This is a genomic window from Pseudomonas putida (genome assembly GCF_002906855.1).
Classification (GTDB): domain Bacteria; phylum Pseudomonadota; class Gammaproteobacteria; order Pseudomonadales; family Pseudomonadaceae; genus Aquipseudomonas; species Aquipseudomonas putida_N.
In genome coordinates, this window is record NZ_MINI01000038.1 from 785651 (window position 1) to 806787 (window position 21137).

Consider the following 21137-nt stretch of genomic DNA (forward strand, 5'->3'; position numbering starts at 1 on the left):
GGTTGGGGCCGCCATTCGGCGGCCCCAGTGCACTGTTTTAGAAGAAGCCCAACGGGTTGATGTCGTAGCTCACCAGCAGGTTCTTGGTCTGCTGGTAGTGGTCGAGCATCATCTTGTGGGTTTCACGGCCGACGCCGGACTTCTTGTAGCCACCGAACGCGGCATGCGCCGGGTACAGGTGGTAGCAGTTGGTCCACACGCGGCCGGCCTTGATGCCGCGGCCCATGCGGTAGGCGCGGTTGATGTCGCGGGTCCACACGCCGGCACCGAGGCCGAACTCGGTGTCGTTGGCAATCGCCAGGGCTTCGGCTTCGTCCTTGAAGGTGGTGACGCTGACCACCGGGCCGAAGATTTCTTCCTGGAACACGCGCATGCGGTTGTTGCCCTTGAGCAGGGTCGGCTGGATGTAGTAACCGGTGGCCAACGCGCCTTCGAGTTTTTCCACCTTGCCGCCGGTCAGCAGTTCGGCGCCTTCGTTCTGGGCGATCTCGAGGTACGAGAGGATCTTCTCGAACTGCTGCTGCGAGGCCTGGGCGCCGACCATGGTGTCGGTGTCGAGCGGGTCGCCGCGCTTGATCTGCAGCACCTTCTTCATCACCACTTCCATGAACTGCGGGTAGATCGACTCCTGCACCAGGGCGCGCGATGGGCAGGTGCACACCTCGCCTTGGTTGAAGAACGCCAGCACCATGCCTTCGGCGGCCTTGTCGATGAAGCTCGGCTCGGCCTGCATGATGTCTTCGAAGTACACGTTGGGCGACTTGCCGCCCAGCTCGACGGTGGACGGGATGATGTTCTCGGCCGCGCATTTCATGATGTGCGAGCCGACCGGGGTGGAGCCGGTGAAGGCGATCTTGGCGATGCGCTTGCTGGTGGCCAGCGCTTCACCGGCCTCGCGGCCATAGCCTTGCACCACGTTGAGCACGCCCTTGGGCAGCAGGTCACCGATCAGCTCGACCAGCACGGTGATGCCCAAAGGGGTCTGCTCGGCCGGCTTGAGCACCACGCAGTTGCCGGCGGCCAGGGCCGGGGCGAGCTTCCAGGCGGCCATCAGGATCGGGAAGTTCCACGGGATGATCTGCCCGACCACGCCCAGCGGTTCGTGGATGTGGTAGGCCACGGTGGTTTCGTTGATTTCGGCGGCGCCGCCTTCCTGGGCGCGGATGCAGCCAGCGAAGTAGCGGAAGTGGTCGACGGCCAGCGGGATGTCGGCGTTGAGGGTTTCGCGGATCGGCTTGCCGTTGTCCCAGGTTTCGGTGATGGCCAGGAGTTCCAGGTTCTGTTCGATACGGTCGGCGATTTTCAGCAGGACGTTGGAGCGGTCCTGGACCGAGGTGCGGCCCCAGGCGTCGGCGGCGGCGTGGGCGGCATCCAGGGCCTTTTCGATGTCTTCGGCAGTGGAACGAGGGAATTCGGCGATCAACTGGCCGTTCACCGGCGAGGTGTTCTCGAAGTACTGGCCTTTGACCGGGGCCACGAACTCACCGCCGATGAAGTTGCCGTAACGGCTCTTGAAGGAAACCTTCGCGCCCTCGGTACCGGGATGTGCGTAACGCATGGTGTGTCTCCTGGCTGTTATGTTTGTTGAGGAGTTGAAAAGCGTAGAGCAAAGGTTGGGCCAGCGTGGTGCACCCTCGTGGAATCAACGACTTGGGTCATGCCCAGGTGCAGCGGGAAGGCGCGCTGTGCCAGGCCTGGCACGGCCGGGGTGACACTTTGTACCGTTTGCGACACGTGGCGGGCGGGCACGTTGCAAAGCCTGCGCGGGTGGAGGATGCTGGCGTGAATCTCTATCTGCGGAGAACAACAACAAATGCAGAGCAACTCATTCAGCCGCCATGCCCAGCAGGTGCATACCGTTGCCCGAGGCGAAGCGGGTAGCGATCCGTCCATTGCCCGCTCCTGGTTGCGCTGCCTGGACGACTATCACCTCGACCCGTCGGTGATCGAGGCTCCGGTGGTGCTTGAGCACGGCCGCCTGCTGGAGAGCCGCGAACGGCTGCGCCAGGTGCTGAAGATCGCCGACAACGAAATGAACAGCCTGCACCAGCAGCTATCCGGCGCCGGCCATGCTGTGCTGCTGACCGATGCCCGTGGGGTGATCCTCAACTGCGTGACCGCGCCCTCCGAGCGGCGCAACTTCGAGCGCGCCGGGCTGTGGCTGGGGGCGGACTGGAGTGAGGCCCGCGAGGGCACCAACGGTATCGGTACCTGCCTGGTCGAGCGCCAGGCCCTGACCATTCACCAGAATGAGCACTTTCGCGGCCGCCATACCGGACTGACCTGCTCGGCGAGTCCGGTGTTCGACCCGCACGGTGAACTGCTGGCAGTGCTCGATGTGTCCTCGGCGCGGCCGGACGTGTCGCGCCAGAGCCAGTTTCACACCATGGCACTGGTCAACCTCTCGGCGAAGATGATCGAGAGCTGCTATTTCCTGCGCCATTTCGAGCAGCAGTGGTTGCTGCGCATTCACGTGCAGGCCGAGTCGGTCGGCCAGTTCAGCGAAGGGTTGCTGGCGTTCGACGGCGATGGCCGCATTTGCGCCGCCAACCAGAGTGCCCTGAACCTGTTAGGCACCATTCGCGGTGGCGTGCTGGGCAAGCCGCTGGAAATGTTCTTCGCCTGCAGCCATGACGAGCTGTTCAGCCGTGCCACGCCCGGTGGCAGTACGGTCTGGCCGTTGCGCACCCGTGATGGCCGCCAGGTGTTCGCCAGCCTGCGCGGGCAGGCGAGGGCGCCGCTGTGGACGGTGCCGGCCAGCCTGCCCCAGGCCAGGGCCGCCGTGGAGCCGGGCATCTGCCTGCTGGACCCGGCCTTGCAGCATGACTTCTACCGTGCCGTGCGCGTGTTCGAGCGCGATGTGCCGCTGCTGCTGTGTGGCGAGACCGGTTGCGGCAAAGAGGCCTTCGCCCAGGCCGTGCACCAGGCCAGTCAGCGCCGTGGCAAGCCTTTCGTAGCGGTGAACTGTGCCTCGATTCCCGAGAGCCTGATCGAGAGCGAGCTGTTCGGCTATCGCGGCGGAAGTTTTACCGGCGCGCGCAAGGAGGGCATGCGCGGCAAGCTGCTGCAGGCCGATGGCGGTACCTTGCTGCTGGACGAGATCGGCGACATGCCGCTGGCCTTGCAGACCCGCCTGTTGCGGGTGCTGGAAGAGCGCCAGGTGGTACCGATCGGCGGTGAGCCGCAGGCGGTGGATGTGCGTATCGTCAGTGCCACCCACCGGGACCTGCTGGAGCGGGTGGAGCAGGGCAGTTTCCGTGAAGACCTGTACTACCGGTTAAATGGCTTGGAAGTGGCGCTTCCAGCGGTGCGCGAGCGTAGCGACAAGGAGTCGTTGCTGGACTTTCTGTTACGCCAGGAGGCGCAGGGGCAGGTTGTGCAACTGGCGCCAGAAGCGCGGCAGGCGCTGCTGAGCTTTGCCTGGCCGGGGAACGTGCGGCAGATGCGCAATGTGTTGCGGACCTTGGTGGCCCTGTGTGAAAACTCGCTTATCGAGTTCTCGGATCTCCCCGCCATCATCAAAGCTCATGAGACCTATGTAGGAGCGGGTTTAGCTATGGACGGGGGCGCGCTTCTTCAAGATGCCGAGCGTCAGGCGCTAATGGACATCCTGGAGGCAAAACACTGGCACTTGACCCGGGTCGCCGAGCACCTGGGCATCAGCCGCAATACCTTGTATCGAAAACTGCGCAAACACGGCATCGCCAGGGGCGTATGAGCAAAACACCGGGTGCGATTTCCCGCGCCCTGGGCTACCCTGCCTCGAAGTTTTGCGAGGTCGACCATGCATATTCATATTCTCGGTATTTGCGGCACTTTCATGGGGTCGCTGGCAGTGCTGGCCAAAGAGCTCGGCCACCGCGTCACCGGCTCCGACGCCAACGTCTATCCGCCAATGAGCACCCAGCTCGAAGCCCAGGGCATCGAGCTGACCCAGGGTTACGACCCGGCTCAGCTGGACCCTGCACCTGATCTGGTGGTGATCGGCAACGCCATGTCGCGGGGCAACCCGGCGGTGGAGTATGTGCTGAACAAAGGGCTGCCCTATGTGTCCGGCCCGCAGTGGCTGGCCGACCATGTGCTGCAGGGCCGCTGGGTACTGGCCGTGGCGGGCACCCACGGCAAGACTACCACCAGCAGCATGTTGGCCTGGGTGCTGGAGCATGCCGGCATGAGCCCGGGCTTCCTGATCGGCGGCGTGCCGCAGAACTTCTCGGTGTCGGCGCGTCTGGGCGGCACGCCGTTCTTCGTGGTGGAGGCCGACGAATACGACAGCGCCTTCTTCGACAAGCGTTCGAAGTTCGTGCATTACCACCCCCGCACCGCGATCCTCAACAACCTTGAGTTCGATCACGCGGACATCTTCCCTGACCTGGCGTCCATCGAACGGCAGTTCCACCACTTGGTGCGGACCATCCCGAGTGAAGGCCTGGTCATTCACCCGACCACCGAGCAGGCGCTAGAGCGTGTGATCGGCATGGGATGCTGGACCCCTGTGCAGACCACCGGCGAAGGAGGCCAATGGCAGGCGCGCCTGCTCAGTGCCGATGGCTCGCGTTTCGAGGTGCTGTTCGAGGGTGAAGTGCAGGGTGTGGTGGACTGGGCCCTGACCGGCCAGCACAACGTCGCCAACGCCCTCGCCACGCTGGCCGCTGCCCGCCATGTGGGCGTGGTGCCGGCCATGGGCATCGAAGGCCTGAGTGCGTTCAAGAGCGTCAAGCGGCGCATGGAGAAGGTTGCTGATGTTCAGGGTGTGACCATCTACGACGATTTCGCCCACCACCCGACCGCCATCGCCACCACTCTCGACGGCCTGCGCAAGCGGGTTGGCGAAGCGCCGGTCATCGCCATCATCGAGCCGCGCTCCAACTCCATGAAGCTCGGCGCCCATCGGGACGGCCTGCCGGAAAGCGTCAACGACGCCGACCAGGTGATCTGGTACGCACCCGCCAACCTGGGGTGGGACCTGGCTGCCACTGCCGCGCAGTGCAAGGTGCCAAGCGTGGTCGCCGACAGCCTCGACGCGATCATCGAGCGGGTCAAGGGCCAGGCCCGCCCGGGCACTCATGTGGTGATCATGAGCAACGGCGGCTTCGGCGGCCTGCATGGCAAGCTGGCCGAGGCCTTGAAGTGAGCGGACCGGAACGTATCACCCTGGCCATGACCGGCGCTTCCGGGGCGCAGTATGGCCTGCGCTTGCTCGATTGCCTGGTGCGTGAGGACCGTGAGGTGCATTTCCTCATCTCCAAGGCTGCGCAACTGGTGATGGCCACCGAGACCGATGTGGTCCTGCCGGCCAAGCCGCAGGCCATGCAGGCGTTTCTCACCGAATACACTGGTGCTGCCGACGGGCAGATCCGTGTATACGGCAAGGAAGACTGGATGTCACCGGTGGCCTCGGGCTCCGGTGCTCCAGCGGCAATGGTGGTGGTGCCGTGTTCTACCGGCACCTTGTCAGCAATCGCCACCGGTGCCTGCAACAACCTGATCGAGCGGGCCGCCGACGTCACTCTCAAGGAGCGCCGGCAGTTGATCCTGGTGCCGCGCGAGGCACCGTTTTCGACCATTCACCTGGAGAACATGCTCAAGCTTTCGCAGATGGGGGCGGTGATCCTGCCTGCGGCGCCGGGCTTCTATCACCAGCCGCAGACCATCGATGACCTGGTCGACTTCGTCGTGGCGCGCATCCTCAACCTGCTGAACATTCCGCAGGACATGTTGCCGCGCTGGGGCGAGCATCATTTCGGGGCGGATGATTGAGGCGTTTCATGGCCGGGTTGCTGGCGGCAAGCCTGCTCGGCGGCTGCGCCACGGTGCGCACGCTGGATGCCAACAAACCAGGGGCACCGGTGGTATACGCCGGGACCCGGCTGGACATGTATGTGATCAATGGCGGGTGTTGCCCCAAGGATCGCTTCGGGGCTGAGGCGCCAGCGTATCCGCACCTGGACCTGCCTGGCAGCATGCTGCTGGATACACTGTTCCTGCCGCTGTCATTGCTGACGGCGGCAGGCATAGGGTTTCAGGCTACGGGCGGCCTGTAGGGGCTATTTCTTGCCGAGTTTGCGCAACTCGTCAGACTCGATAACCCGAATGCCGTCTTCTTCCTCCAGCGCCAGGCGCCAGAGTGCACGGGCCAGGGTGCAGGCCTCGATCCCCCGGTATTTGCCCGGTATCAACTTCGAAAACGGTGACGCCAGTTTCTCGCCCAACCGTGGTTGTATCCGTTCTCCGAGCAACAGCGAAGGCCGCACGATGGTCAGTTGAGGCCAGTCCTGAGCCTTGAGCGCTTCTTCCATCTCACCTTTGACCCGGTTGTAGAAGATCGACGACTTGGGATCGGCACCAAGGGCGCTGACCACCAACAGGTGGCGCGCACCCATTTCCCGCGCGCGCTTGCTGAAGGCGACGACCATGTCCAGATCGACGGCGCGAAACGCCTGCTCCGAGCCTGCCTGCTTGAGGGTGGTACCCAGGCAGCAGTAGGCAATATCGACCCGACCGGCCAGTTGTGGGAGAAACACTGCCGGGTCGCCCACCGGGTTTTCCAGGTGAGGGTGTTCGGCCAGTGGCCGGCGGGTCGGTGCCAGCACGCGACTGATGGTGGGTTCGTTGAGCAGGCGGTCGAGCAGGTGCTCACCGGTAAGGCCGGTAGCTCCGGCAAGCAGGACATGCTGAGGCGTCAAATACATGATGTCTCTCCCTTGTTACACACAAGCTTAGCGGCTGGCAGGCGTTTTTGCCTGTTCCTCGGCCTTGGCCTGTGCCGCATTGCGCAAGGCTTCTTCGGCCTGTTGCTGACGCAGTTGCTGCCAGTGTGCCAGTACTGCGGGCGGCGCCCAGAATTGTGGCTCGGAGGCTTCGAAACCTTCCCTTCGTTCTCTTTCGGCAACACTGGTGCGCGCCAGTTCAAACGCCTGTTTCAGGTCGTCGGTCTGGTTCAGCGCCTCGGCGAACAGGGCATCGCCGAAGTAGGTGAAATCGGCTTCTTCCGAACAGCCGAACGACACCCGGTCGGCGCGTGCCGCAGTCATGATCAACGTGCGATCGTCCTTTAGCGGAGCGATGTAGCCACCTGAATAACAGGCGGAGATGACAATGATCTTGTCGCGGTCCTTGAGCGGTGCCAGGGCGCTGGCCAGTTCGTCGGCGGACAGGTCGGCCAGTTGCAGTCGTGGCTGATCGAGTACCAGCTGGTGGTCCTGGCTGCCGTGGCTGGTCAGGTAGATGAAGATCAGGTCTTCCGGGCCGCTGCGCTCGGCCAGGGTGCGGGCGGCGCGCGTGAGGTTCTCTCGGGTAGCCATGGGGCGGGTGGCCATCTGGTCGCGGTGGTTGACCAGGGTGACCTGGCCGCGGGCACCGAAACGCACCTTGAGCATGTTGCTGACATAGTCCGCTTCACGCAGGAACACGCTCTGCTGGCCATCGCCGGCCAGTACCAGGCTGTACAGCTGGATGGGGGGGGCCGAGCGCGGTACCCGGGCCAGGGCTTCTTCGAGCAGGCGGCCTTGGTTGAGCAGGGCCAGGTCCAGCGGGTCGGGCAGCAGTTTGCCTTTCTGGTCGCGAATGCGCACGCCATTGGCCCAGATGCCGCTTTCGACCTTGCCACTGGCCAGGGTCAGCTTGCCGTGACCCTGGTAGGCATCGTTGTCGAAACCGCCGACGTACTTGCTGCCATCAGGCAGCTGCAGGCTGCCTTGGCCGGAGAGGCGCCAGTCAACGAAGGTGCCTTTATAGTGGCTGCCGTCGCTGCCGAGCAATTCACCTTCGCCAACCAGTGAACCGTCCTTGAAATCGCCGATCCACACGTCGCCGTCGGCATTTTCATAACGGCCGCGGCCTTCCAGGCGGTTGTCCTTGAATTCACCGATGTATTGCTCGCCATCGACGCTGTCGTAGGTGCCGCTGCCTTGCAACTGGCCATCGACAAAGTGGCCGCTGAACTGGTTGCCGCTGGCATCGCTGCGCACGCCTGCGCCATTGGGCTTGCCTTTGGCGAACAAGCCCTGGTAACGGCTGCCGTCAGCCATTTCGAGTATGCCTGCACCTTCGTACTGGTCGTCCTTGAATTGGCCGCGGTAGATCTGATCGGCCTGCTTGAGGCTACCTTCACCGTCGCGCCGGCCGTGGCTGAACGTGCCGGCATAGTGGCTGCCCGGGGTGGTCAGGTCGCCCAGGCCGTGAAACAGCCCTTTGTCGAACTGGCCACGGTAGATCTCGCCATTGCTGCCGTGCCACTCGCCCTGGCCATGCCATTGGCCGTCCTTGAAGCTGCCGGCGTACCAGCTGCCGTTGGGGTAGTCAATGCGCCCCTCGCCCTGCAGCAACCCATCGACCACTTGGCCCCGGTAGCGGCCACCGTCGGGCAGGCGCGCGTCGGGCGGGGACAACGACTCACCATCGCCACAGGCAGCGAGCATCAGGAACAGTGCGAAGGGGAGCAGTGGACGCATGGCGGAATCCAGGCAAAAAGTCTGCCGAGTATGCCGCAGAATGGGGGGCGCAGGTATCTGTGATCTGGCTGAATCAGTACTGAATTCTTCGCGGGTAAACCCGCTCCCACAGGGGGCCGTACAGCTTCAGGCTGGCGCGGTACCGCTGGGAGCGGGTTCATCGAGGCGTCGAACCGTCGCGAATAGGGCCAATCAGACGAAGCAGAGCGAGAGGGGTTCGGCGATATAGGCCGGTTTCTCTTCGCCTTCGATCTCCAGAGTAACGGTGGCTTTCAGCAGCCATTGCCCAGGCTTCTTCTCGATCACCTCACCCAGGTCCACCTTCAGTCGTACCCTGCTGTCGACCTTCACCGGCTGAATGAAGCGCACGCTGTCCAACCCGTAGTTGACAACCATCTTCACCCCCTCAGGCAGCAGCAGGATGTCCAGCATCAGCATGGGGATCAGCGACAAGGTCAGGAAACCATGGGCGATGGTGGTGCCGAACGGGGTTTTCGCCGCCTTTTCCGGGTCGACATGGATGAATTGGAAATCGCCGGTGGCCTCGGCGAACAGGTTGATGCGCTGCTGGTCGATCTTCAGCCAGTCGGAACGTCCCAGCTCCTTTCCAACGTACTGCGATAGCTCGTTTACCGGTACATAGGGCATCGCGACTCTCCAGGTTGTCATTTGGTACGAGAGTGCAAGATCAGCACGGCGAACCGTTTCAGTCAAGATGCCCGCTTTTCGGCGAATATCGGCTTACAGGCAGCCCATGCTTATAATGGCCGGCATGCCTGAAGGAGATACTTATGCTGTTGCGTGGTTTGACCTGGCTGGTGCTGTTTCAGCTGCTGGGTACGGCGCTCAATTACTTGTGCGTGCCAATTCTACCGGGGCCGATCATTGGCCTGTTGTTGCTGCTGTGCTTCCTCATGGCCCGTGGCGAAGTCGGCAAGCCGCTGAGCGAGGCCGCCGGTAGCCTGCTGCGCTACCTGCCACTGCTGCTGGTGCCGCCGGCGGTGGGGGTGATGGTCTATGCCAAGGACATTGCTGCAGACTTCTGGGCGATTGCGGGTGCCTTGCTGATTTCCTGCCTGGTGACCCTGGTGTTCGTCGGCCTGTTGATGCAGAAGCTCATCGATCGCCAGCATGGCAAGCGTGAGGAGCGGCCATGATTCTTGACTGGCAAGGCGCGCTCGACGCAGTCATCCATCATCCCTTGTTCGGCATCGGCATCACCTTGGGTGCCTATCAGATCGTACTGGCAGCCTATGAAAAGACCCGCTGGATCTTCCTGCAGCCGGTGCTGGTATCGATGCTGCTGGTGATCGGCGTGTTGCTGACCTGCGGCATCAGTTACGCCGAATACCGCAAGAGCACCGAAATCATGAACATCCTCCTCGGCCCCGCCACCGTGGCCTTGGCGGTACCGCTCTATCTCAACCTGCGACGCATCCGGCAGCTGTTCTGGCCGACTTTTACTACGCTGGTAATCGGAGGCCTGTTCGCCACGGTCTGCTGCCTGCTGCTGGGCTGGTGGTTCGGTGCCGAGCACATGATCCTGATGACCATGGCGCCGAAGTCGGTCACTTCGCCGATCGCCATGCTGGTGGCCGAGCAGATTGGTGGTGTGGCGGCGTTGGCGGCCGTGTTTGTATTGATTACTGGCGTGATCGGAGCGATCTTCGGCCCGGCGCTGCTGACCCGCCTGGGTGTGCTCAGCCCGGAGGCGCGTGGCATGTCGCTGGGGGTGACGGCCCATGCCGTGGGCACTTCGGTGGCCTTGCAGGAAAGTGATGAATGCGGCGCTTTTGCCGCGCTGGCGATGAGCCTGATGGGGGTGGCCACGGCGGTGTTCCTGCCGTTGGCGGTCAGCCTGGTGGCTTGAGGAATTGTGATGACGCTACCGCTGTTTCCCCTCAATACCGTGTTGTTTCCGGGTTGCCTGCTAGATCTGCAGATCTTCGAGGCGCGCTACCTGGACATGATTGGCCGCTGCATGAAGCAGGGCACCGGCTTTGGCGTGGTATGCATCGTCGAAGGCGAACAGGTCGGCAAGGCGCCGCCAGTGGTGGCGTCGATCGGTTGCGAGGCGGTGATCCGCGACTTCGTCCAGCAGGACAACGGCTTGCTGGGTATTCGGGTGGAGGGTGTACGACGCTTCGAGCTGAGCCAGACCGAAGTGCAGAAGGACCAGTTGCTGTTGGGCGAGGTGCATTGGTTGACGGAGCAGCCGGACAGCCCGCTCACCGGGCACGACGATGACCTGCTGGCGCTTTTGGTGGCGCTGGGCGAGCATCCGATGGTCGAGGCGCTGGACATGCCGCGGGAAGTCGACGGGCGCCAGGCGCTGGCCAACCAGCTGGCCTACTTGCTGCCATTCATGGAAGAAGACAAGCTGGACTTGCTCGCGATCGACTCGCCGGCGCAGCGACTGGAAGAGATCCAGAAGCTGCTGGAGCGGATTCAGGGCGAATTGTTCGCCTGATTGAATTCAGTGGCCTGTACCGGCCTCTCAATATTGGTAACGCAGCAGGGCGTGGGGCAACGCATGCATGGCAAAGAATGCCAGCAATGCGATACACGCCGGCAACACCAGCCACCACACCTTCTGCGGCAGCGCAGTCAACGGCTGTCGATGCTGCACCAGCGTCAGGCTCAGCGCACACACGCAACAGGCCAGTAAGGCCCCGGCCATGATGTCGGTCGGCCAATGCGCGCCCAGATACACCCGCGACAAGGCAATTGCCAGCGCCGGAATGCAGCCCAGCATCACCCAGGTCAGGCGCATGCGCGGCGGCATGCCGCGCCCGGCGAGTACCGCCAGGGTCAGGAAGAACGCGAACGAAGCCGAACTGTGCCCGCTGGGCATGCTGTAGCTGGTCAGCGGGTCGCTCAGTACTTCCGGGCGGGCACGGGCGAACAGCCATTTCAGCGTGCCATTGGCCAGCGCCGTGCCAATCAGCGTGCCGCCCGCGAACAGGGCATGGCGCCACTGACGCGCCAGGAGCAGCAAGCCGGTCAGCAAACCGCCCAGGAAAAACTGAGTCTTGAAGTCGCCCAGCCGGGTCACCAGCACCACGGTGCCGTCGATCACCTTGCTACGGTGCTCCTGCACCAGCGTCATCACCCCTTGGTCGAAGGCCTGCAGGTAGGGCCAGCCAAGAAACACCGCCGTCAAGGCGATGAAACTGAGGCCGGCGATCAGTCGGGTGCCATGACGCTGATCGCGCAGGCTGCTGTTCAGGCTCAGGCCGATCAGCACCGCCAGGGTCCCGGCAATGATGCCCGCATCCAGCCAGAAGCCTTCCGGCAAAGGCAGGCGCATGGCCGCACCGGTGGCCCAGCCTGGCAGCAGATAGGCGACCGACCAGCCCGCGCCCGCCACCAGACTGACGGCGATGAAGCGTGGCAGCGGCATGTCGAACATCCCGGCGACCATCGGCAGCATCGGCCGCAGCGGGCCGATGAAGCGGCCGACCAGCAGGCTGGCAATGCCGTAGCGCTGGAAGTAGGCCTCGGCGCTGCCGATCCATTCCGGGTGGTGGCGCAGCAGCGGCAGGCGGCGGATGTTCTGGTGGAAGTACTTGCCGATGGTGTACGACAGCGCGTCCCCGAGCAGGCCGCCGAGGAACCCCAGCAGCAGGGTTTCACCCAGGCTGAAGGCGCCACTGCCCGCCAGCACGGCAACGGCGAACAGCAGTACCGTGCCTGGCACGATGATGCCGGCAATGGCCAGGCATTCCACGCAAGCCACGAGGAAAATCGCCAGGCCAAGCCACTGGGGGTGAGCACTGAGCCAGCCGGTCAGGCTGTCGAGCCATTGGCCCATGTTTCAGCTTCCTTGTTTGAGGATGAAAAAGTCTTGCCCTTCGACTTGGCCCCGTCGCAGCGGGTTCCGGGTGCAGAAACGGGCGAATTCGGCATCGACGAAGCGGTACGGCAGGTGCTCGTCGCGCCCATGGGGTATGCCCAGGCGCGCGGCCTGGATCACCCGTGGCACGGCGATGTTGCAGTCTTCGACGTACAGGCGCTCAGGGTCGAAGCGTTGCGCGTCCCAGTGCGGCACTTTCAGGCCCATGGCCTTGCACAGCAGGGTCTGCCCGGCGCACAGGCGCTCGGGTGGGCGCAGGTTGCCGCTGGCGTCGGGGTTGTTCAGCTGCATCTGTGCCAGGCTGTTGGCATCGGAGATGGCATCGACCCAAGGGTAGGCGGACTTGATCAGTACCGCGTTGCCTGGGCCCTGGGCGCTGAAGTTGAGCGAGTCGCCACCGCGGGCGTAATACATGTAGATGTGCCCGCCGTCGAGGAACAGCGCCTTGCGTTTTTCGGTATAGCCGAGCGAGGCATGGCTGCCTTTGTCGGTGAGGTAATAGGCCTCGGTCTCGATGATCCGTGCGGCCAACCACAGGTTGCCATGCCGATGACGGATGACTTTGCCCAGTAACGCCTTGGCCAAAGTCTGGGCGTCGCGGTCGAAGAAGCTGTCAGGGAGGGCGCGTGCAGGGCAGGGAGCTGGGGCTGGCATGCTGGCGGTTCGTGGCATTAAAGGCGGGGATGATAGCAATGAATAGCTTAATCGAGGCTTAACCGGGACAGTTCGATAAGCGCAGTTACATCTTTCTTATGGATTCTTGCGAGCCATTTTCTACCATCCGCCACCCGCCGCTGGGCGTATACCTGCGCGACAGTTATAATCAGCCGATTTCCCCTTCGCCAAGACACCGAACCCATGACTGAGTCCGTTCTTGACTACATGACCCGCCTGGGTCGCGCCGCTCGCCAGGCTTCCCGCGTCATCGCACGTGCCAGCACCGCGCAGAAGAACCGCGCCCTGCAGGCCGCCGCCGATGCGCTGGATGCTGCGCGCGCCGAGCTTGCCGCAGCCAACGAACTGGACTTGGCCGCCGGCCGTGCCAATGGCCTGGAGCCCGCGCTGCTTGACCGCCTCGCACTGAGTCCCGCGCGCATCGACGGCATGATCACCGGCTTGCGCCAGGTGGCCAGCCTGCCAGACCCGGTCGGCGCGATCCGCGACATGAGCTACCGCCCGTCGGGCATTCAGGTCGGCAAGATGCGGGTGCCACTGGGAGTGATCGGGATCATCTACGAGTCGCGTCCGAACGTGACCATCGATGCCGCCAGCCTGTGCCTGAAATCGGGCAACGCCACCATCTTGCGTGGGGGCTCCGAGGCCATTCATTCCAACCGCGCTATCGCCATCTGCATCCAGCGTGGCCTGGCTGCGGCGGGCCTGCCGGCTGCCGTGGTGCAGGTGGTCGAGACCACTGATCGCGAAGCCGTTGGCGCCCTGATCAGCATGCCCGAGTTCGTCGATGTCATCGTGCCGCGCGGCGGCCGTGGCCTGATCGAGCGCATCAGCCGCGATGCCCGCGTGCCGGTCATCAAGCACCTGGACGGCATCTGCCACGTCTATGTGGCCGAGCACGCCGATCTGGACAAGGCCTGGCGCGTGGCATTCAACGCCAAGACTTACCGCTACGGCATTTGCGGCGCGATGGAAACCCTGCTGGTCGACCAGCGCGTGGCCGAAGGCTTCCTGCCGGAAATGGCCCGCCGCTTCCAGGAGAAGGGCGTCGAGCTGCGTGGCTGCGAGCTCACGCGTGCGCTGATCGACGCCAAGCCGGCCACTGAAGACGACTGGCACACCGAGTACCTCGACGCGATCCTGTCGATCCGCGTCGTCGACGGCCTGGACCAGGCCATCGAGCACATCAACCAGTACGGCTCGCACCACACCGACTCGATCATCACCGAACACCAGGGCCAGGCCCGCCAGTTCATGGCCGAGGTCGATTCGGCATCGGTGATGCTCAACACCCCGACCTGCTTCGCCGATGGCTTCGAGTATGGCCTGGGCGCGGAAATCGGTATTTCCACCGACAAGCTGCACGCCCGCGGCCCGGTCGGCCTGGAAGGCCTGACCTGCGAGAAGTACGTGGTGATCGGTGACGGCCAGCTGCGTGGCCAGGAGTCCTGCTGAGTTGAGCAAGGCCCAGGCAGTCCGGCGCATCGGCATTCTTGGCGGTACCTTCGACCCCGTGCACATCGGCCACCTGCGCAGCGCGCTGGAGGTGGCCGAGTTCATGGCGCTTGATGAGCTGCGCCTGTTGCCCAACGCCCGCCCGCCACACCGCGATACCCCGCAGGTGGCGGCGCAGGATCGCCTGGCCATGGTCCGTGAAGCAGTGCAGGGCGTTGACTGCCTCAGCGTCGATGCCCGCGAGCTGGAGCGCGACAAACCGTCGTACACCATCGACACGCTGGAGTCGATCCGCGCCGAGCTGGGCGTCGACGACCAGCTGTTCCTGGTGCTCGGCTGGGATGCCTTCTGCGGCCTGCCCACCTGGCACCGCTGGGAAGAACTGCTGCAACACTGTCACGTCCTGGTGCTGCAACGCCCGGATGCCGACGTTGAACCCCCTGACGAGTTGCGCAACCTGTTGGCTGCGCGCTCGGAGAGCGATCCCACCGCCATGTCCGGCCCGGCGGGGAATATTTCGTTCGTCTGGCAGACGCCGCTCGCGGTGTCGGCTACACAGATCCGACAGCTGCTGGCCAGCGGCAAATCGGTGAGGTTCCTGGTGCCGGACGCCGTACTGGCCTACATCGAGGCGCACGAACTGTATCGTGCCCCTAACTGACGGTGCCCCAGGGCGCCTCATTCAAACGAGTTGAAGAGTTTTATATGAGCAAGCAGAAAATCAATGGCGAAGCACTGGTCAAACTGACCATCAGCGCCCTGGAAGACGTCAAGGCCCAGGACATCCAGGTCATCGACGTGCGCGAAAAGCACAGCCTGACCGACTACATGATCATTGCCACCGGTACCTCCAACCGCCAGATCAACGCGATGCTGGAAAAGGTCCGTGAAACGGTCAAGAAAGAAGGCGCGCAGCCGCTGGGCGAGGAAGGCAAGGGCGACAGCGACTGGGTACTGCTGGACCTGAACGACGTCATCGTGCACATGATGACCGCCGCTGCCCGTCAGTTCTACGACCTGGAGCGCCTGTGGCTGGGTGCCGAGCAGAGCCGTGCCGTTGATGCCAAGCACCACAGCCCGGAAAACGCCAGCGACTACTTCACCGACAAGCTGAAAGACCGGGAATAAGGAAGCGTCGTGCGTCTGCGCCTGATCGCGGTCGGCTCGCGCATGCCCAAGTGGGTCGAGGAAGGCTGGCATGAATATGCCAAGCGCCTGCCCCAGGAGCTGTCGCTCGAGCTGGTGGAAATCCCGCTGAACACCCGTGGCAAGAATGCCGACGTCGCCCGCCTGATCCGTCAGGAGGGCGAAGCCATGCTGAGCAAGGTTCAGCCTGGGGAACGCATCGTCACCCTCGAGGTCCATGGCAAGCCCTGGAGTACCGAGCAGCTGGCAACTGAGCTGGACCGCTGGCGCCTGGATTCGCGCACGGTGAATTTGATGGTGGGCGGCCCGGAAGGGCTGGCGCCTGAGGTCTGTGCGCGCGCCGAGCAACGCTGGTCGCTGTCGCCGCTGACCCTGCCGCACCCGTTGGTAAGGATACTCATCGGCGAGCAGATCTACCGCGCCTGGACCGTGTTGTCCGGGCACCCTTACCACAAATGAGCCTGTAAGCAGTCCGATGTCGCAGCCGATCCGTCTCAAGGACCACGAGAAAGACGCCCGCCTGGTGCGTAACCGCGTCGTGGTCGGCGCGGTGGCGGTCATCCTGCTCATCTGCGTGCTGGTCGCGCGGCTGTACTACCTGCAGATCATCCAGTACGACTATCACTCGACGCTGTCGGAGAACAACCGGGTGCATGTGCAGCCGATTCCGCCTACACGTGGCCTGATTTTCGACCGCAACGGGGTGATCATCGCCGACAACCGGCCTAGCTTCAGTCTGTCGATGACCCGCGAACGCGCAGGCAACTGGCAGGAAGTGCTGGATAACATCGTCGAAGTGCTTGACCTGACAGCGGACGACCGGGCGCTGTTCGAGAAGCGCATGAAGCAGGGGCGTCGGCCGTTCGAGCCGGTGCCGATCCTGTTCGAGCTGAACGAAGAGCAGATCGCCCGCGTGGCGGTCAACCAGTTCCGCCTGCCGGGTGTGGAAGTCGTCGCCCAGCTGGTGCGCCACTACCCACAGGGCGCGCACTTCGCTCATTCGGTCGGTTATGTCGGCCGGATCAACGAAAAAGAGCTGAAAACCCTCGATCCGGTCAACTACAGCGGCACCCACCATATCGGCAAGACCGGCATCGAGCGCTTCTACGAGCCCGAGCTGCATGGTCAGGTCGGTTATGAGGAAGTCGAGACCAACGCTCGCGGCCGGGTGCTGCGGGTGCTCAAGCGCACCGACCCGAAGCCGGGCAAGGACATCGTGCTGAGCCTCGACATCAAGCTGCAGGAAGCCGCCGAGGCCGCCCTGGGTGGCCGACGTGGCGCAGTGGTGGCGCTCGACCCGCGTACAGGTGAGGTGCTGGCGATGGTCAGCCAGCCGAGTTTCGACCCCAATCTGTTCGTCACCGGCATCAGCTTCAAGGCCTATGCCGAGCTGCGTGATTCGATCGACCGGCCACTGTTCAACCGCGTGCTTCGTGGCCTGTACCCGCCGGGCTCGACCATCAAGCCGGCGGTGGCCATCGCCGGCCTCGACAGCGGGGTGGTCAATGCCAGCAGCCGAGTATTCGACCCTGGCTACTATCAGTTGCCCAACTACGATCACAAATACCGTAACTGGAACCGTACCGGTGACGGTTGGGTCGACCTGGACACCGCGATCATGCGCTCCAACGACACCTACTTCTACGACCTTGCCCACAAGATGGGTATCGATCGGCTGTCCGGCTACATGAACAAGTTCGGCATCGGCCAGAAGGTTGCCCTCGACATGTTCGAGGAGTCGCCCGGGCTGATGCCGTCGCGCGAGTGGAAGCGCGCCACCCGCCGCCAAGCCTGGTTCCCGGGTGAGACACTGATTCTCGGCATCGGCCAGGGCTATATGCAGGCCACGCCGCTGCAGCTGGCCCAGGCCACCGCGCTGATCGCCAACAAGGGCGTGTGGAACCGTCCGCACCTGGCCAAGACCATCGAAGGCCAGCCGCCGGTGGACCCCAACCCGATGGAAGACATCGTCCTGCGCGACAAGTCTGACTGGGCCAAGGTCACCCACGGCATGGAGCAGGTGATGCACAACGCCCGCGGTACCGCGCGCAAGGCCGCAGCCGGCGCCCAATACCGCATCGCCGGCAAGAGCGGTACCGCTCAGGTGGTAGCGATCAAGCAGGGCGAGAAGTACGACCGCAACAAACTCCAGGAGCGCCACCGCGACCACGCGCTGTTCGTGGCCTTTGCCCCGGCCGACGATCCGAAGATCGTGGTTTCGGTGATGGTCGAGAACGGTGAGTCCGGCTCCGGCGTCGCCGCGCCAGTGGTGCGGCAGATCATGGACGCCTGGCTGCTCGACGAGAGCGGCCGGCTGAAAAGCGAATTCGCGCCTGCCACCGTCGCCCAGGAAACGGCCCAGTGAAGAACAATTTCGATCGCATGCTCTCCAGCGAGGACGTGATGCGTCGACGCGCCAGCTTCCTGCAGCGCATCCACATCGACGGCCCCTTGTTGATCATCCTGCTGACCCTTGCGGCCGGCAGCCTGTTCGTCCTCTATTCGGCTAGCGGCAAGAACTGGGACCTGCTGCTCAAGCAGGCTACCTCGTTCGGCATCGGCCTGGTCTCGATGTTCGTCATCGCCCAGCTGGAGCCACGCTTCATGGCGCGCTGGGTACCGCTGGCGTATCTGGTCGGGGTGTTCCTGCTGGTGGTGGTGGACGTCATGGGCCACAACGCCATGGGCGCCACGCGCTGGATCAACATCCCCGGGGTGATCCGCTTCCAGCCCTCGGAATTCCTCAAGATCATCATGCCGGCGACCATCGCCTGGTACCTCTCCAAGCGCACCTTGCCGCCGCACCTGAAACACGTGGCAATAAGCCTGGTGTTGATCGGCGTGCCGTTCATTCTTATCGTCCGTCAGCCTGACCTGGGCACGGCGCTGCTGATTCTCGCCTCCGGTGCATTCGTGCTGTTCATGGGTGGTCTGCGCTGGCGCTGGATCCTCAGCGTGCTCGCGGCGACGGTGCCGGTGGCGGTGGCGATGTGGTTTTTCGTGATGCACGACTACCAGAAGCAGCGTGTACTGACCTTCCTCGACCCGGAGAGCGACCCGCTGGGTACCGGCTGGAACATCATCCAGTCGAAGGCGGCGATCGGCTCCGGTGGCGTGTTTGGCAAGGGCTGGCTGCTGGGTACTCAGTCGCACCTGGACTTCCTGCCGGAGAGCCACACCGACTTCATCATTGCGGTGCTTGGCGAAGAGTTCGGCTTGGTCGGTATCTGCCTGCTGCTGATCGTCTACCTGCTGCTGATCGGCCGCGGGCTTATGATCACCGCACAGGCGCAGACCCTGTTTGGCAAGCTGCTCGCGGGCAGCCTGACCATGACCTTCTTTGTGTATGTGTTCGTCAATATCGGTATGGTCAGCGGCTTGTTGCCCGTGGTGGGCGTGCCGCTGCCCTTCATTAGCTATGGCGGAACTTCGTTGGTGACGCTGCTGTCAGCGTTTGGCGTTCTGATGTCGATCCACACGCACCGCAAGTGGATTGCGCAGGTTTGAATAAGGTGAAGAATTTCATGCAAGCAGTGCGTAACTGGGCTGCCCGTTGTGCGCCGTGGATCGGCGCGGTGGGCCTGTTCGGCGCTGTACAGCTGGCCCATGCCGGCGATTACGACGGCTCGCCGCAAGTGACCGAGTTCGTGCTCCAGATGAGCCGCGACAATGGGTTTGCCCCCGAGCAATTGAATGGTGTGTTTCGCGAGGTGCAGCGCAAGCAGTCGATCCTCGACGCCATCTCGCGCCCGGCCGAACGGGTCAAGCCGTGGAAGGAATACCGGCCGATGTTCATCACCGACGCGCGCATCGCCCGTGGCGTTGACTTCTGGCGCCAGCACGAAGCGGTGCTGGCCCGTGCCGAGCGAGAATATGGCGTGCCGGCGCAGTACATCGTCGCGATCATCGGCGTGGAAACCTTCTTCGGCCGCAACACCGGCAATTACCGGGTGATCGATGCCTTGTCGACCCTGGCCTTCGACTACCCGCCGCGCGCGGAATTCTTCCGCAAGGAACTGCGTGAGTTCCTGCTGCTGGCCCGTGACGAGCAGATCGATCCGCTCACCCTCAAGGGTTCTTATGCCGGGGCCATGGGCCTGCCGCAGTTCATGCCGAGCAGCTTCCGCAACTACGCGGTGGACTTTGACGGCGACGGCCACATCAATATCTGGAACAACCCCGACGACGCCATCGGCAGCGTGGCCAGCTACTTCAAGCGCCATGGCTGGGTAGCCGGCGAGCGCGTGGTCAGCCGCGCCCAGGTCAGTGGCGCACAGGCGGATCTCGGCCTGACCACCGGTATCGAGCCGGCGAAAACCTTCGGGGAGTTGCGGGCGCTGGGGTGGTCGAGCCATGATGCTTTGCGCGATGATCTGCCGGTTACTGCCTTCCGCCTGGATGGCGACAAAGGCCCCGAGTACTGGATGGGCCTGAAGAACTTCTACGCGATCACTCGCTACAACCGCAGCGTGATGTATGCCATGGCGGTGCATCAGCTTGCGGAACAGCTGGTCCAAGTACGGGGCGTCAAGTAATGCGCGCAATCCTCTCTGGCAACATCTTCAAACTGCTGACCTGCATGACCGTCGGCATGCTGCTGGTCAGCTGTTCTTCCAGCCGCCCGACCTCACAGGGCAGTGGCAACGTCGTCCGCTCGCAGCCCGGCCTGGACATCAACCGTGCCCACAAGGACGGTGCGCCGTGGTGGGATGTGGACGTCAACAAGATCCCCGATGCCACCCCGACCATGCATACCGGTGCCTATAAGGCCAACCCGTACACCGTGTTGGGCAAGACCTACTATCCGATGCAGGACGCGCGCAACTATCGTGCCGAGGGCACAGCGTCGTGGTACGGCACCAAGTTCCACGGCCAGAACACCGCCAACGGTGAGCTGTACGACCTGTACGGCATGAGTGCGGCGCACAAGACCCTGCCATTGCCGGCCTATGTAAGGGTGACCAACTTGGCCAACGGCCGCAGTGTGATCCTGCGGGTCAACGACCGTGGCCCGTTCTATTCCGACCGCATCATCGACCTGTCCTACGCCGCAGCGAAGAAGCTCGGCTACGCCGAGATCGGAACCGCGCACGTGCGAGTGGAGGGTATCGATCCGCAGCAATGGTGGGCACAGAAGGGCCAGCAGCCGCCGTTGATGCTGAAAGAGCCGCAGGTCGCCCAGACCCAGGCGATTCCGGCCAGCACCGGGCGGGTCGAGCAGTGGACCCCGCCGCCGCAGCAGCACGCGGCGCCAGTGGTGCCGGTGCAGGTGGGTGGCGGCAACGTGCCAGCTGGCGCTGCTGGCAACGTCCTTCAGGTGGGCGCCTTCGCCAACCCGGATGCTGCCGAACTGCTGCGCTCCAAGCTCAGCACCATGGTCAGCGCGCCGGTATTCATCAGCTCCATCGTGCGTAACCAGCAAACCCTGCACCGCGTGCGCCTGGGGCCGTTCAGCAGCCAGGGCGAGATCCAGCAGGCACAAGACAGCATTCGCCTGGCGAACCTTGGCCAGGCCAAGCTGGTCACAGCTGACTGACAGTTCTGTGGGGCCC

The 21137-nt window shown here is 63.6% G+C and carries 21 protein-coding genes; 15 read left to right on the forward strand and 6 right to left on the reverse strand.

The features are described 5' to 3' along the window. Positions 1–37: 37 nt before the first annotated feature. The gene (gene exaC, locus BGP85_RS16165; RefSeq protein ID WP_103448814.1) at positions 38–1558 is read right to left on the reverse strand and encodes an acetaldehyde dehydrogenase ExaC; all 1521 of its coding nucleotides are present in this window, start codon (positions 1556–1558) and stop codon (positions 38–40) included. A 255-nt stretch (positions 1559–1813) separates the two neighbouring features. Here exaC and BGP85_RS16170 point away from each other — a divergent pair, with 255 nt between their 5' ends. From BGP85_RS16170 to BGP85_RS16185, 4 genes are all read left to right on the forward strand, one after another. Continuing rightward, positions 1814–3718 carry a sigma-54-dependent Fis family transcriptional regulator gene (locus BGP85_RS16170; RefSeq protein WP_103448815.1) on the forward strand — a complete coding sequence of 635 codons (1905 nt, stop codon included), beginning with the start codon at positions 1814–1816 and terminating at the stop codon, positions 3716–3718. 66 nt (positions 3719–3784) lie between these two features. Then, a complete protein-coding gene (mpl, locus tag BGP85_RS16175; RefSeq protein ID WP_103448816.1) occupies positions 3785–5134 on the forward strand; it encodes a UDP-N-acetylmuramate:L-alanyl-gamma-D-glutamyl-meso-diaminopimelate ligase in 1350 nt (449 codons plus the stop codon). Next, complete coding sequence (gene ubiX / locus BGP85_RS16180; RefSeq protein WP_060509549.1) at positions 5131–5760, forward strand: flavin prenyltransferase UbiX; 630 nt, start codon at positions 5131–5133, stop codon at positions 5758–5760. The genes mpl and ubiX overlap by 4 nt, the downstream gene beginning before the upstream one ends. 8 nt (positions 5761–5768) lie before the next feature. Beyond that, positions 5769–6044: a YceK/YidQ family lipoprotein gene (locus tag BGP85_RS16185; protein ID WP_103448817.1), complete on the forward strand. Its 276-nt coding sequence runs from the start codon at positions 5769–5771 to the stop codon at positions 6042–6044. A 3-nt stretch (positions 6045–6047) separates the two neighbouring features. Here the strand turns inward: BGP85_RS16185 and BGP85_RS16190 are convergent, their stop codons facing one another. The 3 genes from BGP85_RS16190 to BGP85_RS16200 all read right to left on the reverse strand — a co-directional run bounded on the left by BGP85_RS16190 (position 6048) and on the right by BGP85_RS16200 (position 9101). Beyond that, the gene (locus BGP85_RS16190) at positions 6048–6692 is read right to left on the reverse strand and encodes an oxidoreductase (RefSeq protein WP_103448818.1); all 645 of its coding nucleotides are present in this window, start codon (positions 6690–6692) and stop codon (positions 6048–6050) included. Positions 6693–6719: 27 nt separating this feature from the next. Further along, complete coding sequence (locus tag BGP85_RS16195; RefSeq protein WP_103448819.1) at positions 6720–8453, reverse strand: C13 family peptidase; 1734 nt, start codon at positions 8451–8453, stop codon at positions 6720–6722. Between the two features lie 192 nt (positions 8454–8645). Then, complete coding sequence (locus BGP85_RS16200; protein ID WP_103448820.1) at positions 8646–9101, reverse strand: MaoC family dehydratase; 456 nt, start codon at positions 9099–9101, stop codon at positions 8646–8648. Positions 9102–9244: 143 nt separating this feature from the next. On the opposite strand from BGP85_RS16200, the gene BGP85_RS16205 reads away from it, so the two are divergent. Genes BGP85_RS16205 through BGP85_RS16215 form a run of 3 tightly spaced genes read left to right on the forward strand, consistent with a single transcriptional unit; the run spans position 9245 to position 10923 of the window. Further along, the gene (locus BGP85_RS16205; protein ID WP_103448821.1) at positions 9245–9610 is read left to right on the forward strand and encodes a CidA/LrgA family protein; all 366 of its coding nucleotides are present in this window, start codon (positions 9245–9247) and stop codon (positions 9608–9610) included. Continuing rightward, positions 9607–10323, forward strand: coding sequence for an LrgB family protein (locus BGP85_RS16210; RefSeq protein WP_103448822.1), 717 nt, complete (start codon positions 9607–9609; stop codon positions 10321–10323). Before BGP85_RS16205 ends, BGP85_RS16210 begins: the two co-directional genes overlap by 4 nt. Positions 10324–10332: 9 nt before the next feature. Then, on the forward strand, positions 10333–10923 hold the full coding sequence (locus tag BGP85_RS16215) for an LON peptidase substrate-binding domain-containing protein (protein WP_103448823.1): 591 nt from the start codon (positions 10333–10335) through the stop codon (positions 10921–10923). Positions 10924–10950: 27 nt separating this feature from the next. Here the strand turns inward: BGP85_RS16215 and BGP85_RS16220 are convergent, their stop codons facing one another. Together BGP85_RS16220 and BGP85_RS16225 are read right to left on the reverse strand one after the other, a co-directional pair. Then, positions 10951–12267 (reverse strand): bifunctional DedA family/phosphatase PAP2 family protein, encoded by a 1317-nt coding sequence (locus tag BGP85_RS16220; RefSeq protein ID WP_103448824.1) that lies wholly within the window; start codon positions 12265–12267, stop codon positions 10951–10953. 3 nt (positions 12268–12270) lie between these two features. After that, entirely contained in the window at positions 12271–12981 is a 711-nt protein-coding gene (locus BGP85_RS16225; protein ID WP_374755319.1) for a DNA-3-methyladenine glycosylase, read from the reverse strand. 186 nt (positions 12982–13167) lie between these two features. Here BGP85_RS16225 and BGP85_RS16230 point away from each other — a divergent pair, with 186 nt between their 5' ends. Genes BGP85_RS16230 through BGP85_RS16265 form a run of 8 tightly spaced genes read left to right on the forward strand, consistent with a single transcriptional unit; the run spans position 13168 to position 21121 of the window. Then, complete coding sequence (locus BGP85_RS16230; protein WP_103448826.1) at positions 13168–14439, forward strand: glutamate-5-semialdehyde dehydrogenase; 1272 nt, start codon at positions 13168–13170, stop codon at positions 14437–14439. A 1-nt stretch (position 14440) separates the two neighbouring features. Continuing rightward, entirely contained in the window at positions 14441–15100 is a 660-nt protein-coding gene (gene nadD, locus BGP85_RS16235) for a nicotinate-nucleotide adenylyltransferase (RefSeq protein WP_103448827.1), read from the forward strand. A gap of 44 nt (positions 15101–15144) precedes the next feature. After that, complete coding sequence (gene rsfS / locus BGP85_RS16240) at positions 15145–15567, forward strand: ribosome silencing factor (protein ID WP_103448828.1); 423 nt, start codon at positions 15145–15147, stop codon at positions 15565–15567. Positions 15568–15576: 9 nt separating this feature from the next. Then, positions 15577–16044 (forward strand): 23S rRNA (pseudouridine(1915)-N(3))-methyltransferase RlmH, encoded by a 468-nt coding sequence (gene rlmH / locus BGP85_RS16245; protein WP_008090421.1) that lies wholly within the window; start codon positions 15577–15579, stop codon positions 16042–16044. A gap of 16 nt (positions 16045–16060) precedes the next feature. Next, complete coding sequence (gene mrdA / locus BGP85_RS16250; RefSeq protein WP_103448829.1) at positions 16061–17950, forward strand: penicillin-binding protein 2; 1890 nt, start codon at positions 16061–16063, stop codon at positions 17948–17950. A 38-nt stretch (positions 17951–17988) separates the two neighbouring features. Continuing rightward, complete coding sequence (rodA, locus tag BGP85_RS16255) at positions 17989–19092, forward strand: rod shape-determining protein RodA (protein ID WP_050437190.1); 1104 nt, start codon at positions 17989–17991, stop codon at positions 19090–19092. A 17-nt stretch (positions 19093–19109) separates the two neighbouring features. After that, on the forward strand, positions 19110–20120 hold the full coding sequence (mltB, locus tag BGP85_RS16260; protein ID WP_103448830.1) for a lytic murein transglycosylase B: 1011 nt from the start codon (positions 19110–19112) through the stop codon (positions 20118–20120). After that, positions 20120–21121, forward strand: a complete 1002-nt coding sequence (locus tag BGP85_RS16265; protein ID WP_103448831.1) for a septal ring lytic transglycosylase RlpA family protein — start codon at positions 20120–20122, stop codon at positions 21119–21121. Before mltB ends, BGP85_RS16265 begins: the two co-directional genes overlap by 1 nt. Positions 21122–21137: the final 16 nt, after the last annotated feature.